The organism is Streptomyces sp. NPDC006372 (genome assembly GCF_040612515.1).
Lineage (GTDB): Bacteria > Actinomycetota > Actinomycetes > Streptomycetales > Streptomycetaceae > Streptomyces.
This window is the reverse complement of the sequence record NZ_JBEXQJ010000002.1, coordinates 241,876-260,974: the sequence shown is the minus strand read 5'-3', so window position 1 is coordinate 260,974 and position 19,099 is coordinate 241,876. Positions and strand designations below refer to the sequence as shown.

Annotated in this window: 19 protein-coding genes; 14 read left to right on the top strand and 5 right to left on the bottom strand. The window is 69.9% G+C overall.

Annotated features, from left to right (window positions below; translation table 11 throughout):
- Positions 1-80: 80 nt before the first annotated feature.
- The 3 genes from ABZ016_RS05590 (at position 81) to truA (ending at position 2,717) form a co-directional block, all read left to right on the top strand.
- The gene (locus ABZ016_RS05590; protein ID WP_003966937.1) at positions 81-1,103 is read left to right on the top strand and encodes a DNA-directed RNA polymerase subunit alpha; all 1,023 of its coding nucleotides are present in this window, start codon (positions 81-83) and stop codon (positions 1,101-1,103) included.
- Positions 1,104-1,234: 131 nt separating this feature from the next.
- Entirely contained in the window at positions 1,235-1,720 is a 486-nt protein-coding gene (gene rplQ / locus ABZ016_RS05585; RefSeq protein WP_356915254.1) for a 50S ribosomal protein L17, read from the top strand.
- 142 nt (positions 1,721-1,862) lie between these two features.
- Complete coding sequence (gene truA, locus ABZ016_RS05580; RefSeq protein ID WP_356915253.1) at positions 1,863-2,717, top strand: tRNA pseudouridine(38-40) synthase TruA; 855 nt, start codon at positions 1,863-1,865, stop codon at positions 2,715-2,717.
- 17 nt (positions 2,718-2,734) lie between these two features.
- Here truA and ABZ016_RS05575 read toward each other — a convergent pair whose 3' ends face one another.
- A complete protein-coding gene (locus ABZ016_RS05575) occupies positions 2,735-3,553 on the bottom strand; it encodes a hypothetical protein (RefSeq protein WP_356915503.1) in 819 nt (272 codons plus the stop codon).
- Between the two features lie 227 nt (positions 3,554-3,780).
- On the opposite strand from ABZ016_RS05575, the gene ABZ016_RS05570 reads away from it, so the two are divergent.
- The 5 genes from ABZ016_RS05570 to ABZ016_RS05550 all read left to right on the top strand — a co-directional run bounded on the left by ABZ016_RS05570 (position 3,781) and on the right by ABZ016_RS05550 (position 10,602).
- Positions 3,781-4,923, top strand: a complete 1,143-nt coding sequence (locus tag ABZ016_RS05570; protein ID WP_356915252.1) for a CapA family protein — start codon at positions 3,781-3,783, stop codon at positions 4,921-4,923.
- Between the two features lie 204 nt (positions 4,924-5,127).
- A complete protein-coding gene (locus ABZ016_RS05565) occupies positions 5,128-7,374 on the top strand; it encodes a HAMP domain-containing protein (RefSeq protein ID WP_356915502.1) in 2,247 nt (748 codons plus the stop codon).
- Between the two features lie 7 nt (positions 7,375-7,381).
- Entirely contained in the window at positions 7,382-8,890 is a 1,509-nt protein-coding gene (gene pgsB / locus ABZ016_RS05560; protein WP_356915251.1) for a poly-gamma-glutamate synthase PgsB, read from the top strand.
- An 87-nt stretch (positions 8,891-8,977) separates the two neighbouring features.
- A complete protein-coding gene (locus ABZ016_RS05555; protein WP_356915250.1) occupies positions 8,978-9,460 on the top strand; it encodes a poly-gamma-glutamate biosynthesis protein PgsC/CapC in 483 nt (160 codons plus the stop codon).
- A 41-nt stretch (positions 9,461-9,501) separates the two neighbouring features.
- Positions 9,502-10,602 (top strand): NlpC/P60 family protein, encoded by a 1,101-nt coding sequence (locus ABZ016_RS05550; protein ID WP_356915249.1) that lies wholly within the window; start codon positions 9,502-9,504, stop codon positions 10,600-10,602.
- 21 nt (positions 10,603-10,623) lie between these two features.
- Here the strand turns inward: ABZ016_RS05550 and ABZ016_RS05545 are convergent, their stop codons facing one another.
- Positions 10,624-11,496, bottom strand: a complete 873-nt coding sequence (locus ABZ016_RS05545; RefSeq protein ID WP_356915248.1) for a hypothetical protein — start codon at positions 11,494-11,496, stop codon at positions 10,624-10,626.
- Positions 11,497-11,570: 74 nt separating this feature from the next.
- Here ABZ016_RS05545 and ABZ016_RS05540 point away from each other — a divergent pair, with 74 nt between their 5' ends.
- The 4 genes from ABZ016_RS05540 (at position 11,571) to glmM (ending at position 14,663) form a co-directional block, all read left to right on the top strand.
- A complete protein-coding gene (locus ABZ016_RS05540; RefSeq protein WP_356915247.1) occupies positions 11,571-11,927 on the top strand; it encodes a hypothetical protein in 357 nt (118 codons plus the stop codon).
- Positions 11,928-12,143: 216 nt separating this feature from the next.
- Entirely contained in the window at positions 12,144-12,587 is a 444-nt protein-coding gene (rplM, locus tag ABZ016_RS05535; RefSeq protein WP_019329618.1) for a 50S ribosomal protein L13, read from the top strand.
- 42 nt (positions 12,588-12,629) lie between these two features.
- Entirely contained in the window at positions 12,630-13,142 is a 513-nt protein-coding gene (gene rpsI, locus ABZ016_RS05530; protein WP_053674532.1) for a 30S ribosomal protein S9, read from the top strand.
- A gap of 162 nt (positions 13,143-13,304) precedes the next feature.
- Complete coding sequence (glmM, locus tag ABZ016_RS05525; RefSeq protein WP_356915246.1) at positions 13,305-14,663, top strand: phosphoglucosamine mutase; 1,359 nt, start codon at positions 13,305-13,307, stop codon at positions 14,661-14,663.
- 111 nt (positions 14,664-14,774) lie between these two features.
- Here glmM and ABZ016_RS05520 read toward each other — a convergent pair whose 3' ends face one another.
- Both ABZ016_RS05520 and coaA read right to left on the bottom strand, forming a co-directional pair.
- The gene (locus ABZ016_RS05520) at positions 14,775-15,713 is read right to left on the bottom strand and encodes a DUF389 domain-containing protein (protein WP_356915245.1); all 939 of its coding nucleotides are present in this window, start codon (positions 15,711-15,713) and stop codon (positions 14,775-14,777) included.
- Positions 15,714-15,761: 48 nt separating this feature from the next.
- Positions 15,762-16,730 carry a type I pantothenate kinase gene (gene coaA, locus ABZ016_RS05515; protein WP_345660730.1) on the bottom strand — a complete coding sequence of 323 codons (969 nt, stop codon included), beginning with the start codon at positions 16,728-16,730 and terminating at the stop codon, positions 15,762-15,764.
- Positions 16,731-16,924: 194 nt separating this feature from the next.
- On the opposite strand from coaA, the gene ABZ016_RS05510 reads away from it, so the two are divergent.
- Together ABZ016_RS05510 and ABZ016_RS05505 are read left to right on the top strand one after the other, a co-directional pair.
- On the top strand, positions 16,925-17,950 hold the full coding sequence (locus tag ABZ016_RS05510; protein WP_356915244.1) for an ATP-binding cassette domain-containing protein: 1,026 nt from the start codon (positions 16,925-16,927) through the stop codon (positions 17,948-17,950).
- A complete protein-coding gene (locus ABZ016_RS05505; RefSeq protein WP_356915243.1) occupies positions 17,947-18,762 on the top strand; it encodes an ABC transporter permease in 816 nt (271 codons plus the stop codon). The genes ABZ016_RS05510 and ABZ016_RS05505 overlap by 4 nt, the downstream gene beginning before the upstream one ends.
- A gap of 67 nt (positions 18,763-18,829) precedes the next feature.
- Here ABZ016_RS05505 and ABZ016_RS05500 read toward each other — a convergent pair whose 3' ends face one another.
- Positions 18,830-18,976 carry a hypothetical protein gene (locus ABZ016_RS05500; RefSeq protein WP_356915242.1) on the bottom strand — a complete coding sequence of 49 codons (147 nt, stop codon included), beginning with the start codon at positions 18,974-18,976 and terminating at the stop codon, positions 18,830-18,832.
- Positions 18,977-19,099: the final 123 nt, after the last annotated feature.

Here is a 19,099-nt window from a genome sequence, read left to right as displayed (position 1 = left end):
TACCCGTCCCTTTCTGTCGGGGACGGTTCAAGTCGGGCGTCAAATAGCGGGCGCCCCCGACTGAAGGATCTGATCCACACATGCTGATCGCTCAGCGTCCCTCGTTGACCGAAGAGGTCGTCGACGAGTTCCGCTCCCGGTTCGTGATCGAGCCGCTGGAGCCGGGCTTCGGTTACACCCTCGGCAACTCCCTCCGCCGGACCCTGCTGTCCTCGATCCCGGGTGCGGCGGTCACGTCCATCCGTATCGACGGTGTCCTGCACGAGTTCACCACCGTGCCGGGCGTCAAGGAGGACGTCACCGACCTGATCCTCAACATCAAGCAGCTGGTCGTCTCCTCGGAGCACGACGAGCCGGTCGTGATGTACCTGCGCAAGCAGGGCCCGGGTCTGGTCACCGCCGCCGACATCGCGCCCCCGGCCGGTGTCGAGGTGCACAACCCCGACCTCGTCCTCGCCACGCTCAACGGCAAGGGCAAGCTGGAGATGGAGCTGACGGTCGAGCGTGGCCGTGGCTACGTCTCCGCCGTGCAGAACAAGCAGGTCGGCCAGGAGATCGGCCGGATCCCGGTCGACTCGATCTACTCGCCGGTGCTCAAGGTCACCTACAAGGTCGAGGCGACCCGTGTCGAGCAGCGCACCGACTTCGACAAGCTGATCGTCGACGTCGAGACCAAGCAGGCGATGCGTCCGCGTGACGCCATGGCCTCCGCCGGTAAGACCCTGGTCGAGCTGTTCGGTCTCGCCCGCGAGCTGAACATCGACGCCGAGGGCATCGACATGGGCCCGTCCCCGACGGACGCCGCCCTCGCCGCCGACCTGGCGCTGCCGATCGAGGAGCTCGAGCTCACCGTTCGGTCGTACAACTGCCTCAAGCGTGAGGGCATCCACTCCGTGGGTGAGCTCGTGGCGCGTTCCGAGGCCGACCTCCTCGACATTCGCAACTTCGGTGCGAAGTCCATCGACGAGGTCAAGGCGAAGCTGGCCGGCATGGGCCTGGCGCTCAAGGACAGCCCGCCCGGATTCGACCCGACCGCCGCCGCGGACGCCTTCGGTGCGGACGACGACGCGGACGCCGGGTTCGTGGAGACCGAGCAGTACTGATCGGTTTTCGCGCCCCTTCCGGACGACAGCCCCTTCGGGGCTTGTCGTCCGGATCTCTGACAGACAACCGTCTGCTCAGATACTGACCCCGGTACCTGATACGGCCGGGGCAGACACCTAGGAGAAACACCATGCCGAAGCCCACCAAGGGTGCCCGTATGGGCGGCAGCGCCGCGCACGAGAAGCTCCTCCTCGCGAACCTGGCGAAGGCGCTGTTCGAGCACGGCCGCATCACCACCACCGAGGCGAAGGCCCGCCGCCTGCGTCCCTACGCCGAGCGTCTGGTCACCAAGGCGAAGAAGGGCGACCTTCACAACCGCCGTCAGGTGCTCCAGGTCATCACGGACAAGAGCGTCGTCCACACGCTCTTCACCGAGATCGGCCCGCGTTACGAGAACCGTCCGGGTGGCTACACCCGCATCACCAAGATCGGTAACCGCCGTGGCGACAACGCGCCCATGGCTGTCATCGAGCTGGTCGAGGCGCTGACGGTGGCGCAGGAGGCGACCGGCGAGGCCGAGGCCGCGACCAAGCGCGCCGCGAAGGACGCCGAGGCTGCCGAGGCCCAGGTCGACACGACCAAGGCCGAGGACGCCGAGGAGTCCAAGGACGCCTAAGCGTTCTGCCGGGGGCTGTGCGTCGGCGGCTGCGGCCTCGTCGTGGTTGTTCGCGCAGTTCCCCGCGCCCCCAAGAAGGGCGTTTGCGGGCCCGTTCCTTTCCAGGGACGGGCCCGCTTTTGTGTTCTGAGAGGATCGGTACGTGAGTGATGAAGTAGCGCCTGGCTCCGTCCGGGTCCGGCTCGATCTGTCGTACGACGGGAGCGAGTTCTCCGGGTGGGCCAAGCAGGCCGGGGGACGGCGGACCGTGCAGGGGGAGATCGAGGACGCCCTGCGGACCGTGACGCGGTCGAAGGAGACCTACGAGCTGACCGTGGCCGGGCGGACCGACGCCGGTGTGCACGCGCGGGGCCAGGTCGCCCACGTCGATCTGCCGCGCGAGGTCTGGGCCGAGCACCACCAGAAGCTGCTCAAGCGGCTCGCCGGGCGTCTGCCCCGCGACGTACGCGTCTGGGCCCTCAGGGAGGCGCCCAGCGGCTTCAACGCGCGGTTCTCGGCGGTGTGGCGGCGGTACGCCTACCGGGTCACCGACAACCCCGGGGGCGTCGACCCGTTGCTGCGGAACCACGTGCTGTGGCACGACTGGCCGCTCGACGTCGACGCCATGAACGAGGCCGCGCGGCGGCTGCTCGGCGAGCACGACTTCGCCGCCTACTGCAAGAAGCGGGAGGGCGCGACCACGATCCGTACGCTGCAGGAGCTGAGTCTCGTCAAGGGCGGCGACGGGATCATCACCGCGACCGTGCGGGCCGACGCCTTCTGCCACAACATGGTGCGCTCCCTGATCGGGGCGCTGCTGTTCGTGGGTGACGGGCACCGGCCGCCGGACTGGCCGGGGAAGGTGCTGGCCGCCGGCGTGAGGGACTCGGCCGTGCACGTCGTACGTCCGCACGGGCTGACGCTGGAGGAGGTCGGCTACCCGGCCGACGAACTGCTCGCCGCCCGCAACAAGGAGGCGCGGAACAAGCGGACGCTGCCGCCGGCGGGGTGCTGCTGACCGGCTTCCGTCATTCCTCACCGGGCTGCTGTTCTCCAGGTCGTGACCAGTTCGGAGAGGGCCTCGGCGGCGTCGCCGGCGTCTGTACCGTCGCCACGCGCGTCGGGGGAGAGCTCGATGTGCAGGAATGTGGCGTGGTGGCGCTCGGCGGCCCTGCCCTGCACGTTGGTGGTGCCTTCCAGGGGACAGCGGGCCGACCAGCCCCGGCAGACCCGCAGTCCGTCGGCTTGCATGCCGTCGGCGAGTGCGACGGCCTCGGTGAGGGTGCTCCGCGCCGCTCCGGTGGACAGCACGGCCTCGTAGGGGCGGTGTGACTCCTTGGCGAAGCCGTGCAGTTGGATCCCGGGCACGTCACGCTTCTGGAGTTCCACGACGATCGTGTGGAACATGCTGTCCCTCCGGTGGGCCACGTCCGCGGCGCCCCCTCTGCCCGCCTCGCGGTGCGCGCCGGCCAGGACCAGCGAGCCGCCCGGGTTCTCCTCCAGGAGCCGTACGCCGAGGCGTTCCGTGTCCCGGTCGGAGACCGGGTGCGGCACCTGCGCGTTCCAGCGGACCTCGGAGTCGGCGGTCAGGTAGAGGCGGCCCCAGCGCTGGGCCCTGCCCGGGCGCGCGGCGGCGATCTCGTCGTACCTGCGGCCGGACGCGGTGTCGGTGAGGCGGGTGAGCTTGAGGCCGAGGGGGGCGAGCAGTCGCCCGGCCGTCGCGGTGTCGCCGTCCAGGAGGTGGCCGACGCTGTCGGCGACGCGCTCGCGCTGGGGGCCGTCCGGTGGGACGTACGCGTCGTCGGGCGCCAACTCCGCCGTGTACGTGAGGATCCTGCTGCGCAGGTCCACCAACTCCCGTGCGGGCGGAGTGGCATCGTCCGTCGATCGATCTGTTGCCGACTGGCAGCCGGACAAGGCCAGGATCAATCCGACAAGGGTCAGAATGCGAGTCAAATGTGACTGTCTTGTGATGGTTACGGTCGTGGTGCATGTGGGGTTCATGTGAATATGATGCAGTGACACTTCGTGACCCTCTCCGGATCGCTCGGCTTGTAACCGCTTTCGCGGCCACCGTTGCCGTGACGACCGCGTGCACCTCCGCTGTTTCGGCGCCGAAGGTGAAGCCGGGCGGGCGTTCCTTCACCGTCGCCGCCGCCGGTGACGTGCTGATCCATCCCGAGCTGGTGGACCAAGCAGCCAAGGACGCCGAGGAGACCGGTGAGGGGGAGGCCGGGCTGGACTTCAGGCCCCTGCTCGCCGGGGTGAAGCCGGTCATCAGCAAGGCCGATCTGGCCATCTGTCACATGGAGACGCCCGTCGGAAAGCCGCGGGGACCCTTCGAGGGGTACCCGGAGTTTCTCGTCCCGCCGCAGATCCTGACGGCGCTCAAGGACACGGGCTACGACACCTGCTCGACGGCCTCCAACCACACCTACGACCACGGCCTGGGGGCCGTACGACGCACCCTGAACGCCATGGACAAGGCCGGTCTCGGGCACACGGGCTCCGCCCGCACGCCCAAGGAAGCCGAACAGGTCACCATCCGTGACGTCAACGGCGTCAAGGTCGCCCACCTCGCGTTCTCCTGGATGTCGTTCCTCAACCCGACGCCGGAGAAGGAGAAGTGGGCGTTCAACCGGATCGACACGGACGCCATCAAGAAGGCCGAGGCCCGGGCCCGCGCCAAGGGCGCCGAGGTGGTGATCCTCTCGCTCCACTGGGGGCTCGAGCACTACAACGAACCGAGCGCCCCCCAGCTGGAGCTGGCGGAGCGGATCACGACGGAGACCGGGATCGACCTGGTGATCGGGCATCACGCCCACGTGGTGCAGCCGATCCAGAAGGTGAACGGCACCTGGGTCGCCTACAGCCTGGGCAACCAGGTCGCCCGTCACTCCTCGCCCACCGGGCTCACCGAGGAGGGCGCGATCGGCTGGTTCGAGTTCCGCGAGGCGACCGACGGCTGGGACGTCTCGGCCCGCTACGCCACGACGCTGGTGGACATCCCGCCCGAGGTGGAGGCCGGTGAGAAGCCGCCCGCCGGCGCTGTCGAGGACCACCGACTGGTGGACGTGCGGCGGGCGCTCGAGACGCCGGGCGACCTCCCCGAGGAGCGACTGGCCCGCTATCGGCTGGCGGCCGAGCGGACGCGTGGCTTCCTGTTCAACCGCGGGACTCCGGGTGGCGACGGCCTGAAGGAGCTCACGTCGGCGCGTGACTAGAGCCACAGCGCACAGAGGAGCGGGCGGTGCAACCCCTGCCCCTCCCGACAGTCTTGTAATGGGCGGCCTCCTACCCTCCCTGGGGAGTGGTGTTCTGTTCGGCCGCCCTTCGTACACCGAGGCCGGAGGAGACCACCGGTGACACCCACCCGCGCCGTGCGCCCCGTGAAGGGAGGACGGCGGCGCAGCCGACGCCGCGCGGACATGCCGCTGCTGGGCGGCATCCGCCCCCCGATCGCGCTGCTGTGCGTGCTGGTGCTCGCCCTCGCGGCCCTCACCGCCCAGGTGCTCGGCCCCGCCGGTGAACCGGCCGTACCGCAGGCGGTGCTCTCTTCGCAGCAGCACTTCGCTCAGGACGGCGCCATCGCCCTGCGTGCCTCGATCGACGAGCGGGTCACCGACCTGAACCGCACCGCCGCCGCCCTGAACGCGGGGCCGCCGGTGAAGCCCGAGCGGGTCCTGTCCGACCTGGGCAGGACCTACCAGAAGTGGACGGGCACCACGGTCTTGGACCTGGAGACCGGCAAGGTGCTGGCCGCACGGGGTGAAACGATTCCCCTCGCTTGGCTGGACAAGGACGTCCTCACCGGGGACAAGGCACTCAAGCCCCGCATGGTGCGGTTGGAGACCGGTGACGTACGCCTGATGACCATGGCGGTCCTCGCGTTCGACGACCGTCCCCAGCAGTTGCTGCTCGCCTCCAACAGCCTGTCCGTGCCCGCCATCAACCTGGGCCAGTTCCGCTCCATGGCGGTCGTCGCCACCGGCGGGGAAATCCTCGCCACGGCCGGCTTCGAACAGTCCGAGGCGCTCAACTCCGACCAGGAGCGCAAGGAGCTGGGCTTCCTCCAGAAGCAGATGAGCGAGCTGTCCGGCCGGGCGGCACGGGAGACCGAGCGGGATCCGATCAGTGCCAGGGAACCGGGCTCCCGCGGCTACCCCGGTGTCAGCGGGACCCTGGTCGGCGGGAATTACAACGGCCGAATCGCCACGGCCGGTTACGCGTCCCTCTCCTCCTCCGACCCGGAGGAGAAGCAGAGCGTCGGCGCGGGACTCGGGCTCACCGTCGTTGCCCTGCTGCCCGTGGTCCAGCAGCAGGCCGCCGGTCCGGGCCGGGAGCTGTACGGACTGTTGGCGGCCGGAGCCCTGGTGGTACTCGGACTGCTCGCGGCGGCCGTGCTGTGGGCGACCGTGCAGCGGCCGTTGCTACGGCTGTTCCTGGAGTCCCGCCGACTTGCCCGGGGCGACCTCGCCCGGCCGATGGACGTGCCCCGCTGGGGCGAGGCCGCGCGCGTCGGCTCCGCCCTGGAGCGGCTCCGCGTACAGCTGGGCGGCCCGGCCGGCGAGTCCGGCGGGCGACAGCGCGTCAAGGGGCGGTTCGGGGTGCGTGGGCCGCTGGCGCTGACCGCCGTACTGCTGCTGCTCTGGTGCCTGCCCGTCGGCCTCCTGCTCAACCGCACCGACGACTCGGTCAGCATCCCGGCCAGCATGGTCGCGGACCAGCGTGACCGTACCGACCTGGTCGCCGACCGGGTGCGCCGGGCGCTCAACGAGGCGCAGGCGGACCTGGTCTCCACGTCCCGGCTGATCGACCCGGACGATGCCGGCGCCGGAAGGGCACTGCTCGAGGAGACCCTGCGCGAGCACACCCGCTACCAGGCGCTGTACCTCCTCGGCGAGGACGGCGATGTCGTCGCCCGGGCGGGGAAGGAGCCGCGCGCCGACTTCGCGGACGCGGACGAACCGCCGCTGGTCCGGGTCGCCGGCAAGGGCGGCAAGAAACCGGTCGTCCAGGTCGCCGCGCTCCTGCCGGATCACAAGGGGATGACCCTGGTCGGCGAGGTGCGGATCGAGTTCCTCAACTCGCTGCTGAAGCGGCCCGGACTCGGCGAGGTCCGCGTGGTCGACTCCGAGGCGGAGACCATCGCCGCCAGCGACGGCTTCCTGGCCTTCGAGGAACTGCCGCGCGACGCGCTCGCCGACCTCGCCCGGGCCGGCAAGGTCCACGTCGGCGCCGGTCCCGTCGAGAACGGCCTGCTGATCCGCGAAGGACGCGGAACCACCGTCGCCGCGGCCGCCCCCTTCTCGGGCGGCGGTGTGGCGGCCGACATCGGCTGGACCGTGGTCAGCTGGCAGAACGCCAAGGAGTTCCAGATCACGCCGTATGAAAGGGAGGACCGCAGCGTCCTGGCCGGACTGCTCGGTCTGGCACTGATCGTCGTCTGCCTCGGCTGGGTGTACCTGGTCGTGGCCCGGCCGATGCGGGCCTTGGCGGCCGGGGCGGAGAAGCTGGCCGACGGCGACCTCAAGTCCGTGCTGTACCCCCGCTACCAGGACGAGGTGGGTGCCGTCGTGCGCAGCCTCGAACTGCTGCGTCAGCAACTCCAGGCCCGTAAGCAGACCCAGGCGCGCCGGCTCGCGGAGCCGGAGGCCGGCGTTCGGGGAAGGTGACCCAGCCGTGCTCTATCTGTACTTCGTCCTGCTCACCGGCAGTGTGCTGCTGCTCGTCGCGGGCATCGTGGAACAGCGCCGGCACTACGCCAGCCTGCACAGCATTCCGTCGCGGGTGCTCGTGAACGGCATCCGCGGAAAGTCCTCCATCACCCGGCTGTGCGCCGGGGCGCTGCGCGGCGGCGACCTGGTCACCGTGGCGAAGACCACGGGCACGGCGGCCCGGTTCATCCACCCCGACGCCACCGAGGAGCCGGTCTACCGCAAGTTCGGCATCGCCAACGTGGTGGAGCAGATCGGCATCGTGCGCCGGGCCGCCACCTACCGGCCGGACGCCCTCGTCATCGAGTGCATGGCCGTCATGCCGGCCCTGCAGGAGGTGAACCAGAGCAAGCTGATCCGCTCCACGATCGGCGTGCTGTGCAACGTCCGCGAGGACCACCTCGCCGAGATGGGACCCACCCTCGACGACGTGGCGCGGTCGCTGTGCCGCTCCATGCCGGAGAACGGCATCTGCGTCACCGCCGAGAAGGAACGCTTCCACATCCTCCAGGAGGAGGCCGACGCCCGTAACTGCGAGCTCGTCTACGCCGACCCGGAGACGGTGACCGACGAGGAGCTGCGCGGCTTCAGCTGGTTCACCTTCAAGGAGAACGTCGCGATCGCGCTGGTCGTCGCCGAACTGCTCGGTGTGGAGCGGCAGGTCGCCCTGCAGGGCATGTACGACGCCCCGCCGGACCCGGGTGTCCTCTCCGTGGAGCGCTACGTCACGCCCGAGGGCGAGAAGCTCGCCTTCGCCAACGTCTTCGCGGCCAACGACCCCGAGTCGACGCTGATGAACATCAACCAGCTGCTCGACCTCGGAGCGATCCACCGGCCGCTGAACGTGGTGATCAACTGCCGGCCCGACCGCGTCGAGCGCAACGGGCAGATGGGCGAGATCATCCCCGACCTCCGGCCGGACAACGTGTTCGTCATCGGTCACCCCGCGAAGAGCGCCATCGACGCCATCCCGGCCGAGTGGCGCGACCGCGCGGTCGACCTCGGTGGTGAGCGACGGTCGGCCGACGAGTTCATGCCGGCCCTGCTGGAGCGCATGGCGGCCGACTCCTCCCTCGTCGCCATCGGCAACATCCACGGTCAGGGCGAGGAGCTCCTCGAATACCTGGCCGAACTCCCGGCGGACGACTCCGCGCCCGCGGACGCGCACCGGTCCGCCGAGGGCCCGGTGCCGCCGCCCCAGCCGGCGCGCCTGGACCCCTACGCCTCGTACCCCGTGGCCTACGAGGAGCGCTACCAGGCCGCGCAGACCCAGGAGATCCCGGTGGTCCGCATCCCCGCTCAGCAGCGCGACCCGTCGTGGGACCGGCACACCGCTGAGCACCAGGGGCAGTACGGCCGGGAGCAGGGGCGGTACACCGCGCCGGCCCAGGAGACATGGCCGTACGGCGACGACCTCGACGGCGGTCATCCGTACCCGGCGGCCGACGGTGGTGGGCAGCATCCGCACCCCTGATCCCCGCGGCCGGGGACGACACCCCGCGCCCCCGCACCTGAGCCGACCGCCCCGCCCCACGCCTCCCATCCGTGCCCGGAGACCCCGTTGACCACCGCCGCCCTGACCCCCGAGATGGCCGCCCTCGGCATCGCCATCGGCCTGTTCTTCTCGTTGCTGTGCTACCTGACCACCAACCTGTCGCCCGGCGGCATGATCACGCCCGGCTGGCTGGCCCTGACCCTCATCGAGGACCTCCAGCGGGCCGCCATGGTGGTCGGTGTCACGGCCCTCACCTACGCGGGCACCAGGGTCATGCAGCGGCTGGTGATCCTCTACGGCAAGCGGCTGTTCGCCGCGGTGGTCCTGCTGGGCGTGCTGCTCCAGGCCACCGTGATGATCGTGCTCTCCCTCGAGTTCCCGCTGCTCTACGGCAACCAGACCCTCGGCTTCATCGTGCCCGGCCTGATCGCGTACCAGATGGTCCGCCAGCCCAAGGGGGCGACGCTGCTGGCGACCGGCACCGTCTCGCTCATGGCCTACATCGTCGTCGCCGCCGGACTGCTGCTCGGCATCATGCCCACCGTCTGAGGACCGGCATCCCCCGAGACCGAGAACCCAGGAGGGAACACATGGCAGGGAAGAAGAAAACGCGGCCGGTCCTCTCAGGCCTGGTGGTGCTGGGGCTCGTCGCGACCTCCGGCTACCTCACCGTGGAGCTGCGCAAGCAGGAGGAGGCCGCGGGCGTCCCGGAAATCGCGAACGTCGGCGTGCTGGACGGCTCGGACCGGGCCGACGGCGCGGCCAAGGCCGGGGGCAAGGGCCGGGACAAGGGCGCGGGGAGCTGGTCCCGGCTGGAGAACCCCGCCCGCTCCGTGCTGCGCGGGTCCGACGGCCAGGTCAGAGCGGTGTTCACGGACGGGGCACGCACCGCGACCCTGGCCGGGCCGGCCCGTACCTTCGCCGAACCCTCGTCGACGAGCTCCAAGGTCTCCACGACCGACTGGGTGCGTCTCATGCCCGAGCCCTGGAAGAAGGGCGCCGACAAGCAGAAGTGGTTCAAGGACTGGTTCGCCCAGTACGAGGCCAGCAAGGAGGACGACCTGCTGGCCATCGCCTTCCAGTACGTCGCGGGCGCCAAGCAGAAGAAGGACCAGCAGGGGACCGTCTACGCCGGTGACGCCAACTTCGGTCCCCTCAACACGAGCGGGGCGGAAGGCGGGGACCTGCGCCTGGAGCAGTCCGACTTCTACGACTATCTCGGCGTCCCCTACCCCTTCCGGGACGGCGTGACCGGGCAGCCCGAGACGATGCGCGCCCGGTCGGTCGACTGCTCCGGATACATGCGGATGGTGTTCGGCTACCGTGCCCGTTACCCGCTCATGTCCTCGGACAACTCGGGCGACGGACTGCCACGCACCGCCAACGGCATGGCCCGCTCCGATCAGGGTGCCGACATCCTCCCGCTGACCGGCGTCTCGGCCAAGGACCGGCCCACCGGCATCGACCAGCTCCAGCCCGGTGACCTCGTCTTCTTCAAGCTCGACACCCGGACCGCGCAGCGCCTGGACCACGTCGGCATGGTGCTCGGCTACGACACCGAGGGCCACCTGCTCTTCGTCTCCAGCCGCGAGGAGGTCAACGGGCCGACCATCGGTGACGTCGGCGGAGTGTCCCGGCTGGACGGCAACGGCTACTACGCCAAGACGCTGCGTAGCGCCAAGAGGCTGTGACCGGCGCCCGGCGGCGGTCGGTCACCCGTCGGCGGCGGCCGATGCCTGGGCCTGGCCGCGCCGGTGGATCTGACGGAACGTGAACAGGTTCAGGTTGTCGCCGGTGGTGAACACGGCGGTGTCCTTCTCCGTCACGTCCTTGCCGTTGGTGAAGCCGGCGTTGGTGAAGTAGGCGTAGCGGCCGTAGGAGTTGCTGGTCGTACGGCAGAACCCGGACTCGCAGAAGCCCTTCACGCCGCCGCCGGAGAGCGACTTGACGAAGCTCTTCTTGGTGGTCTCGCCCTTGGCCTTGGCGGCCTGTGCCTCGGTGTCGAAGACCGCCACACCGACCGTCACCGCGATGCCGTCCCTGGAGTAGGTGACGCGTATCAGACGGGTGCAGTCGTTCGCGGTGAGGATCTTGGGGAGGGTGCCTCCCGACGCCGAGGCGCAGTTCCTCGTGTCAGCGGTCGGGCCCTTCTTGTACACCGTTTCGCCCATGGTCAGCTGGGTGCCGGGGAAGAGGGTGTCCGGGCTGAGCGGAGCCGTGTCCTTCTTCGCGCTGGCGATGAAGTCCTTCGGGTCCAGTGGGGGAGGGGCGCTGGTCGGGGCGAACGAGGGGGCCGAGGCGGACTCGCTCGGGATGTCGGCCGAGGGCACCTGGGACGTCGGCTTGTTCGCCTGGTTGTCGCCGCCCGCCGAGACCACGGCCACCGCGACGGCAGCGCCGATCGCGACGGTGGCGAGGGCGCCGCCGCCGACCAGCAGCAGCCGCCGTCTCTTGTTGCGGCTCTCGGAGGCCTCGGCGAGCGCCGCCCAGTCGGGGGACTGGCCGCCCCCGCTGTTCCAGGGCTGCTGCGACTGCGGTTTCCAGGGATCCCACTGGGACTCAGGTCCCCCCTGCCCAAAGCTCATGGGGCGCATCTTAGACGGGACATGGGGTGTGCTGGTCCGCCTGGATCGGCCCCGGAGCCCCTAGCGTTCCTCCCATGCGGACGGGCAAAGGCGACATCTCCGGGTGGTTGGGGCGACTCGTGATCCGGGGTCTGCCGGTGGCGTGCGGGGCGGCCCGGGCCCTGGTGGTCGTGGGGCTGGCGGTGTGCCTGTGGTCATGGCCGTCGGTCGGGGTCGCTGTCGCCGCGGGGGCGCTGCGGGCGTACCGTCGTCCGCCCCGCCGTCGTCCGCTCGGCGGCCGGTCCGTGCTGCGGCTGTGCGCCGGGGTGGTCCTCGACGTGCTGCTCTCGTCGGTGTTCCCGTATGTACGGCCCGTCCGGCTGCGGACGCTGCGGCGGGCCGTCACGCTGTGTGCCGCCCTGTGCGTGTCCGTGGCCGGGCGTCGGCGGTGACCCGTGTTTTGACCCTTGTGGTGAGCCCCGGTATTCTGCTTGTTCGTTGTGTATTGGCTTGCTCATTCTCACGGGACGGGCCCTTACACCGGTCCACCGGGCCGATGACCAGCGACCCCACGTACGCGGTATGCGTCGCCGCAGTGCGGTCCAGGCTGTCGTGATCGTTTCGGTGACCAGTTATGGACCATTCACTCGAAGCGAAGGCTACGAACCGTGCGTACGTACAGCCCCAAGCCCGGCGATGTGACGCGCCAGTGGCACGTCATTGACGCTCAGGACGTCGTCCTGGGCCGTCTCGCCACCACTGCCGCGACGCTCCTCCGGGGCAAGCACAAGCCGATCTACGCGCCGCACGTCGACGCTGGTGACTTCGTCATCATCATCAACGCCGACAAGGTGCACCTCTCCGGCAACAAGCGGACCCAGAAGATGGCGTACCGCCACTCCGGCTACCCGGGTGGTCTGCGCTCCGTCCGTTACGACGAGCTGCTGGACAAGAACCCCGAGAAGGCCATCGAGAAGGCCGTCAAGGGCATGCTCCCCAAGAACTCCCTGGGCCGTCAGATGCTCTCGAAGCTGAAGGTCTACAAGGGTGACCAGCACCCGCACGGCGCGCAGCAGCCGCAGCCGTTCGAGATCACCCAGGTCGCGCAGTAAGTCCGGCCACCCCCTAAGACTGAAGAGAATCTGAGGAGCATCGTGGCCGAGACCACTGCCGAGCAGCCGCTCGAAGAGATCGACATCGACAGCTACACCACCGAGTCCGAGGTCCCCGTCGAGGGCGAGTACACCTCGGAGTCCATGGCGTCCCGCTTCGGCGAGCCCCAGCCGGCCGCCGGCCTGGGCCGTCGCAAGAACGCCATCGCCCGCGTCCGGATCGTCCCGGGCACCGGCAAGTGGAAGATCAACGGTCGCACCCTCGAGGACTACTTCCCGAACAAGGTGCACCAGCAGGAAGTCAACGAGCCCTTCAAGGTGCTCGAGCTCGAGGGCCGCTACGACGTCGTCGCCCGCATCGCCGGTGGCGGTGTCTCCGGTCAGGCCGGTGCGCTCCGTCTCGGTGTCGCCCGTGCGCTGAACGAGGCGGACGTCGACAACAACCGCGGCCCGCTGAAGAAGGCCGGCTTCCTCAAGCGCGACGACCGTGCGGTCGAGCGCAAGAAGGCCGGTCTGAAGAAGGCCCGCAAGGCCCCGCAGTACAGCAAGCGCTAAACGCGTCGCCCGTCCTTGCGACTGGCTTCGCAACGATCGCCCCGGCGGCACGGACCGTGCCGCCGGGGCGGTTCGTTTACACAACCCCTATCGTTCCCGGACAGTCTCGGGGATGTACTTGGGGAGTGAGCCGCACTCTCTTCAGCAATTCGGAGGACCACAGTGGGACGACTCTTCGGCACGGACGGTGTGCGCGGTGTGGCCAACGCGGACCTGACGGCGGAGATGGCGCTGGGCCTCTCCGTCGCCGCGGCGCACGTACTGGCCGAGGCGGGCACCTTCGAGGGGCACCGGCCGACCGCGGTCGTCGGACGTGACCCGCGCGCGTCCGGAGAGTTCCTGGAGGCCGCCGTCGTCGCGGGCCTCGCCAGCGCCGGTGTGGACGTCCTGCGGGTCGGCGTGCTGCCGACGCCCGCGGTGGCGTACCTGACCGGCTCGCTCGGAGCCGACCTCGGGGTGATGCTCTCCGCGAGCCACAACGCCATGCCCGACAACGGCGTCAAGTTCTTCGCCCGCGGTGGTCACAAGCTCGCCGACGAGCTGGAGGACCGGATCGAGTCCGTCTACGAGGAGCACCGCACGGGTGCCCCGTGGGACCGGCCGACCGGATCCGGTGTGGGCCGCGTGCGGGAGTACGACGAGGGCTTCGACCGCTACGTCGAGCATCTGCTGAGTGTCCTGCCGAACCGGCTCGACGGGCTGAAGATCGTCCTGGACGAGGCGCACGGCGCGGCCGCCCGGGTCTCGCCGGAGGCGTTCCAGCGGGCCGGTGCCGAGGTCGTCACGATCGGCGCCGAGCCGGACGGGCTCAACATCAACGACGGCTGCGGCTCGACCCACCTGGGCAAGATCAAGGCCGCCGTCATCGAGCACGGGGCCGACCTGGGCATCGCGCACGACGGTGACGCCGACCGGTGCCTCGCCGTCGACCACACCGGCGCCGAGGTGGACGGCGACCAGATCCTCGCCGTGCTCGCGCTGGCGATGCGGGAGCGCTCCGCGCTGCGGGCCGAGACGGTCGTGGCCACCGTGATGTCCAACCTCGGGTTCAAGCTCGCCATGGAGCGCGAGGGCATCCGGCTCGTGCAGACGGCGGTGGGGGACCGGTACGTGCTGGAGGAGATGAAGGAGCACGGTTTCGCTCTCGGGGGCGAGCAGTCCGGGCACGTGATCATTCTCGACCATGCGACGACCGGGGACGGGACGCTGACGGGGCTGATGCTGGCGGCCCGGGTCGCCGAGACGGGGCGTTCGCTGCGGGAGCTGGCCGCTGTCATGGAGCGGTTGCCGCAGGTGCTGATCAATGTGCCGGACGTGGACAGGTCCCGGGTGGGGACGTCCTCGGAGCTGGCGTCGGCGGTGGCGGATGCGGAGCGGGAGCTGGGAGCGACCGGGCGGGTGCTGCTTCGGCCCTCCGGGACCGAGCCGTTGGTGCGGGTGATGGTGGAGGCTGCTGATATCGAGCAGGCTCGGTCTGTGGCGGGGCGGCTGGCTGATGTTGTGAAGTCTGCGTTGGGGTAGTTGGCGTTTGCGGGGGCGGGGTGGGGGCTGCTGTGGTCCGCGGACTTTCCGTTCGTTGTGGCTTGTCGCGCCCACGCGGCGGAGCCGCACATCAGCAGAGCCCCGCGCCCCTTAAGGCACGTTCGTCTGCCGGCGTTGTTTTGACCAGAGGTACTTCTGTGTCACCAGTGTTGCTGTGCCGGCGATGATGATGCCCAGCAGGTTCAGCAGGAGTTGCTCCGTGGAGCCCCAGGTCTGTTCGGTGTCGCCGTAGCTGAGGGCCACGGCGGCGTTCGCGGCGGCCGGGACCGTGGTGACCGAGATGGCCACGCCGACCAGGGCGCCGGACTTGGCCGAGGTCAGGGAGAGCGTGCCGGCGATTCCGGCCAGGACCGCCACCACGAAGGAGAACCAGTCGGGGGCGTAGATGAAGCCCGTGTTGGGGCGGTCGGCCTTGAGCTGATGCTCGCTGAACAGGTCGACCGCGTCCATGAAGAGGCTGAAGCCGACGGTCAGCGTCATGGCCACCGCGAAGCCGACCAGCAGGGCGATCATCGAGCGCAGGGCCAGCCGGGGGCGGCGCTGGACGGTCGCGGTGCAGATGCCGGCGAGAGGGCCGAACTCCGGGCCCACCGCCATGGCCCCCACGATCAGGATCGCGTTGTCCAGGACCACACCACAGGCCGCGATCATCGTGGCGAGCGTGAGGAACGCGAGGTAGGTGACCGAGAGGGTCGACTCCTCGTGCGTCGCGTCGCTCAGGTGCTCCCACAGCACCGCGTCCGCGCCCTCGCCTGGCGCGTCGGCCTCCGCCTTGTCGGCCCGTTCGGACAGCGACAGGTCGATGGTCTCGACGGCGATCGAGCCGCTGGTGTCGATGCCCAGCTCCCGCAGGCCGGTGAGCAGTTCGTCGCCCGCCTCCCGTGCCACGTCACACATCACGACGTCCCCGGCGGGGTTGCGGGCGGCGTCCGGCAGTACGACGAGGTGGGTGGTGCCGACCGTCTTCTCGATCAGCAGCACCACTTCGTCCGTCTTGTCGGACGGTGTGATCAGACGCAGATGGAGCATGGTGACCATCTAACCGGCCTTTTCCCCGGCATCACAGCTCGCGAGGCGTCACAGCTTGCGCAGGCTGAGCCGCTGCACCTTGTGGTCCGGGCCCTTGCGCAGGACGAGGGTGGCGCGGCCGCGGGTCGGGGCGATGTTCTCGACCAGGTTGGGGCGGTTGATCGTGCGCCACATGGTCCGGGCGTAGTCGAGGGCCTCCTCCTCCGAGACCTGGGTGTACTTGCGGAAGTACGAGGAGGGATTCTGGAAGGCGGTCGCGCGCAGCTTGCGGAAGCGGTTGAGGTACCAGCGCTCGACGTCCTCGACACGGGCGTCGACGTACACGCTGAAGTCGAAGTAGTCGGCGAGGCCGACCCTGGTGCGGCCGTCCTTGCCGGGCAGGGCGGGCTGGAGGACGTTGAGGCCCTCGACGATCAGGATGTCGGGGCGGCGGACCGTCAGCCTCTTGTCGGGGACGATGTCGTAGATCAGGTGGGAGTAGACGGGCGCCGTGACCTCGTCCTTGCCGGCCTTGATGTCGGCGACGAAGCGGGTCAGCGCCCGGCGGTCGTAGGACTCGGGGAAGCCCTTGCGGGACATCAGTCCGCGGGCCTGGAGCTCCTTGGTGGGCAGCAGGAAGCCGTCGGTGGTGACCAGCTCGACCCGCGGGTGCTCCGGCCAGCGTGAGAGCAGGGCCTGGAGGAGGCGGGCGACCGTCGACTTGCCCACGGCGACCGAGCCGGCGACTCCTATGACGAACGGGGTGCCGGACTGGGAGCCCTGTTCGCCCAGGAAGGTGTTGAGCGCACCTCTGAGGCCGTCGGTGGCACCGACGTACAGGTTGAGAAGCCGGGACAGCGGCAGGTAGATGTCGCGCACCTCGTCGAGGTCGATGACGTCACCGAGGCCGCGCAGCTTCTCGACCTCCTCGGCCGTCAGCGGCAGCGGCGTCTTGTCACGCAGCGCGCTCCACTCGGCTCGGGTGAGGTCGACGTAGGGAGTCGCCTCCGGCCGCTGCCGGTGGGCGCTCCGGGGCATCGAGGAGACCGGAGAGATCACAGTCCATTGTTACGGGCGTACGAACGGACCGTGAGGTGGGGTCCGTCACGCAGGGTCTCCAGGCCGTCCCATTCGGGAGAAAAGTGGCCAAGGAGAGGAATGTCAGTGGTGTGGGTCACAGTTGTGGGAGAGGTGGGCCCAGGCGGGGGTTCACGAATGCCGAGGGGTGACCCATGACGTCCACGACGTATGCGATAGAGGCGGAAGGCCTGGTCAAACGGTTCAAGGAGACCGAGGCCCTGGCCGGTGTCGATCTGGCGGCCCGCAAAGGCACGGTGCTCGGGCTGCTCGGTCCCAACGGCGCGGGGAAGACGACCGCGGTGCGGATCTTCGCGACGCTGCTCCGGCCCGACGGGGGCACGGCCCGGGTCGCCGGCCACGACGTGCTCCGGGAGGCCGGGGTGGTGCGGGCCATGGTCGGGCTGACCGGCCAGTACGCGGCGGTCGACGAGAACCTGACCGGCACGGAGAACCTGCTGCTCATCGGCCGGCTGCTGGGGCTGCCGAGGCGGGAGGCGAAGGCGCGGGCGGGTGAGCTGCTGGAGCGGTTCCAGCTGACGGACGCGGCCGGGCGGGCCGCCAAGACCTTCTCGGGGGGCATGCGCCGGCGCCTGGACCTCGCGGCGAGCCTGGTCGGCCGGCCCAGCATCCTCTTCCTCGACGAACCGACCACCGGCCTTGATCCGCACAGCCGCGGTGAGCTGTGGGACCTGCTGCGCGGCCTGGTCGCGGACGGTGCGACCGCCCTGCTGACCACGCAGTACCTGAACGAGGCCGATGTGCTCGCCGACGACATCGTGGTGGTCGACAAAGGCCGGGTGATCGCCGAGGGCACGCCGGACCGGCTGAAGGCCCAGGTCGGCGGTCAGGTGCTGGAGCTCCGGCCGATCCTGGGGCAGGACCTCGCGCGGGCGCACGCGCTGGTGGCCGGGGCCGCCGGGGCGGAGGCCCGGATCGAGGGTGAGACGATCACGGCGCCCGTGAAGGATCCCGAGCTGATGCCGGCCGTCGTGCGCGCGCTGGACCGGGAGGGGATCGCGGTGGGCGAGCTGGCCCTGCGCCGCTCCTCGCTCGACGAGGTCTTCCTCGCCCTGACCGGCCACCGTGCCGAGCCGGACGGGGCGGGCGAGGCGGGGGAGGACGGTGACGGGGCCGTTCGGGAGGACGACGAGCTGGAGCGGGTGGTGAGCCGGTCATGACCGCCACCGCCACCACCATCACCGCGCCGGTCAGCGCGTCGGGGCGCGTGCCGCCCCTCGCCGGGCTGCGGCAGACGTTCACGATGGCCTGGCGGAGCCTGGTCGCCGTCAAGCACAACCCGCTCGAGCTGGTCGACTACAGCATCACGCCGATCATGTTCGTGTTCCTGTTCACCTACGTGCTGGGCGGGCAGATGGCCGGATCGCCCGAGGCGTATCTGAAGTACGCGCTGCCCGGGATCATCGTGCAGAACACGCTGTTCATGACGATGTACACGGCGATGGCGCTCAACACCGACCTCACCAAGGGCGTCTTCGACCGGCTGCGCAGCCTGCCCATCGCGCGCTCCGCCCCGCTCATCGGACGCATCACCGCCGACCTCGCGAAGCACATCTGGGCCATGCTGCTGATGATCGGCCTCGGACTGGCGCTCGGATTCCGCATCACCGGCGGATTCGGGGGGTTCCTGCTCGGCGCGCTGCTGGTGGTGGTATTCGCCGCGGCGGTGTCGTGGAGCGCCGTACTGATCGGGATGCTGGCCGGCGACGCGGAGAAGGTGCAGGCCTTCGCCTTCACCATCATCTTCCCGATCACTTTCACGAGCAGCGCGTTCGTGGTGGTCGACACCATGCCGGGCTGGCTCCAGGCGTGGAGCGACGTGAACCCGGTCACGCATCTGTCCGACGCGTTCCGGGGGTTGCTGCTCGGCGGGCCTGTGGCGGAGCCGGTGATGTGGTCGTTGGTGTGGGCGGCGGGGATCGCCGTGGTGTTCTATCCCCTCGCCATGCGGGCTTATCGGGCGAAGGTGTGAGGGAGTGAGCTGTGGGGTGGAGTGGAGGGGTTCTCCCTCCACTCCACCGACCTGAACCGGTCTGCGGCTACAGTCGCCGGTCGCCCTGCCAGGTGACCGACGTCATCGCGGCGAGACCGCCGTTGGCGACGCCCTGGTACGTCACCGTGCGGGCCGGGCCGATCTCCCGGGCGAGGCGCTCCGACAGACCCCGTCCTCGAACAGCTGCTGCCATCCGTCGTCGCTGCCGTCGTTCATCAGCGTGGCAGTCCGAGTGCGTGGTCGTCGACCGGGAGGGCGCGGGTGAAGTCCTCGGCGCGGGCGAAGGCCCCGGCGTCCGTGGCGTACAGCGGTGAGG

What these genes read in the sequence shown, in the direction of transcription:
- ABZ016_RS05590 (WP_003966937.1), top strand. Translation starts at nt 81, where the DNA reads ATGCTGATCGCTCAGCGTCCCTCGTTGACCGAAGAGGTCGTCGACGAG.
- rplQ (WP_356915254.1), top strand. Translation starts at nt 1,235, where the DNA reads ATGCCGAAGCCCACCAAGGGTGCCCGTATGGGCGGCAGCGCCGCGCAC.
- ABZ016_RS05565 (WP_356915502.1), top strand. Translation starts at nt 5,128, where the DNA reads ATGCCGCTGCTGGGCGGCATCCGCCCCCCGATCGCGCTGCTGTGCGTG.
- ABZ016_RS05550 (WP_356915249.1), top strand. Translation starts at nt 9,502, where the DNA reads ATGGCAGGGAAGAAGAAAACGCGGCCGGTCCTCTCAGGCCTGGTGGTG.
- ABZ016_RS05545 (WP_356915248.1), bottom strand. Translation starts at nt 11,496, where the DNA reads ATGAGCTTTGGGCAGGGGGGACCTGAGTCCCAGTGGGATCCCTGGAAA.
- ABZ016_RS05540 (WP_356915247.1), top strand. Translation starts at nt 11,571, where the DNA reads ATGCGGACGGGCAAAGGCGACATCTCCGGGTGGTTGGGGCGACTCGTG.
- ABZ016_RS05520 (WP_356915245.1), bottom strand. Translation starts at nt 15,713, where the DNA reads ATGCTCCATCTGCGTCTGATCACACCGTCCGACAAGACGGACGAAGTG.
- coaA (WP_345660730.1), bottom strand. Translation starts at nt 16,730, where the DNA reads ATGCCCCGGAGCGCCCACCGGCAGCGGCCGGAGGCGACTCCCTACGTC.
- ABZ016_RS05510 (WP_356915244.1), top strand. Translation starts at nt 16,925, where the DNA reads ATGACGTCCACGACGTATGCGATAGAGGCGGAAGGCCTGGTCAAACGG.
- ABZ016_RS05505 (WP_356915243.1), top strand. Translation starts at nt 17,947, where the DNA reads ATGACCGCCACCGCCACCACCATCACCGCGCCGGTCAGCGCGTCGGGG.
- ABZ016_RS05500 (WP_356915242.1), bottom strand. Translation starts at nt 18,976, where the DNA reads ATGGCAGCAGCTGTTCGAGGACGGGGTCTGTCGGAGCGCCTCGCCCGG.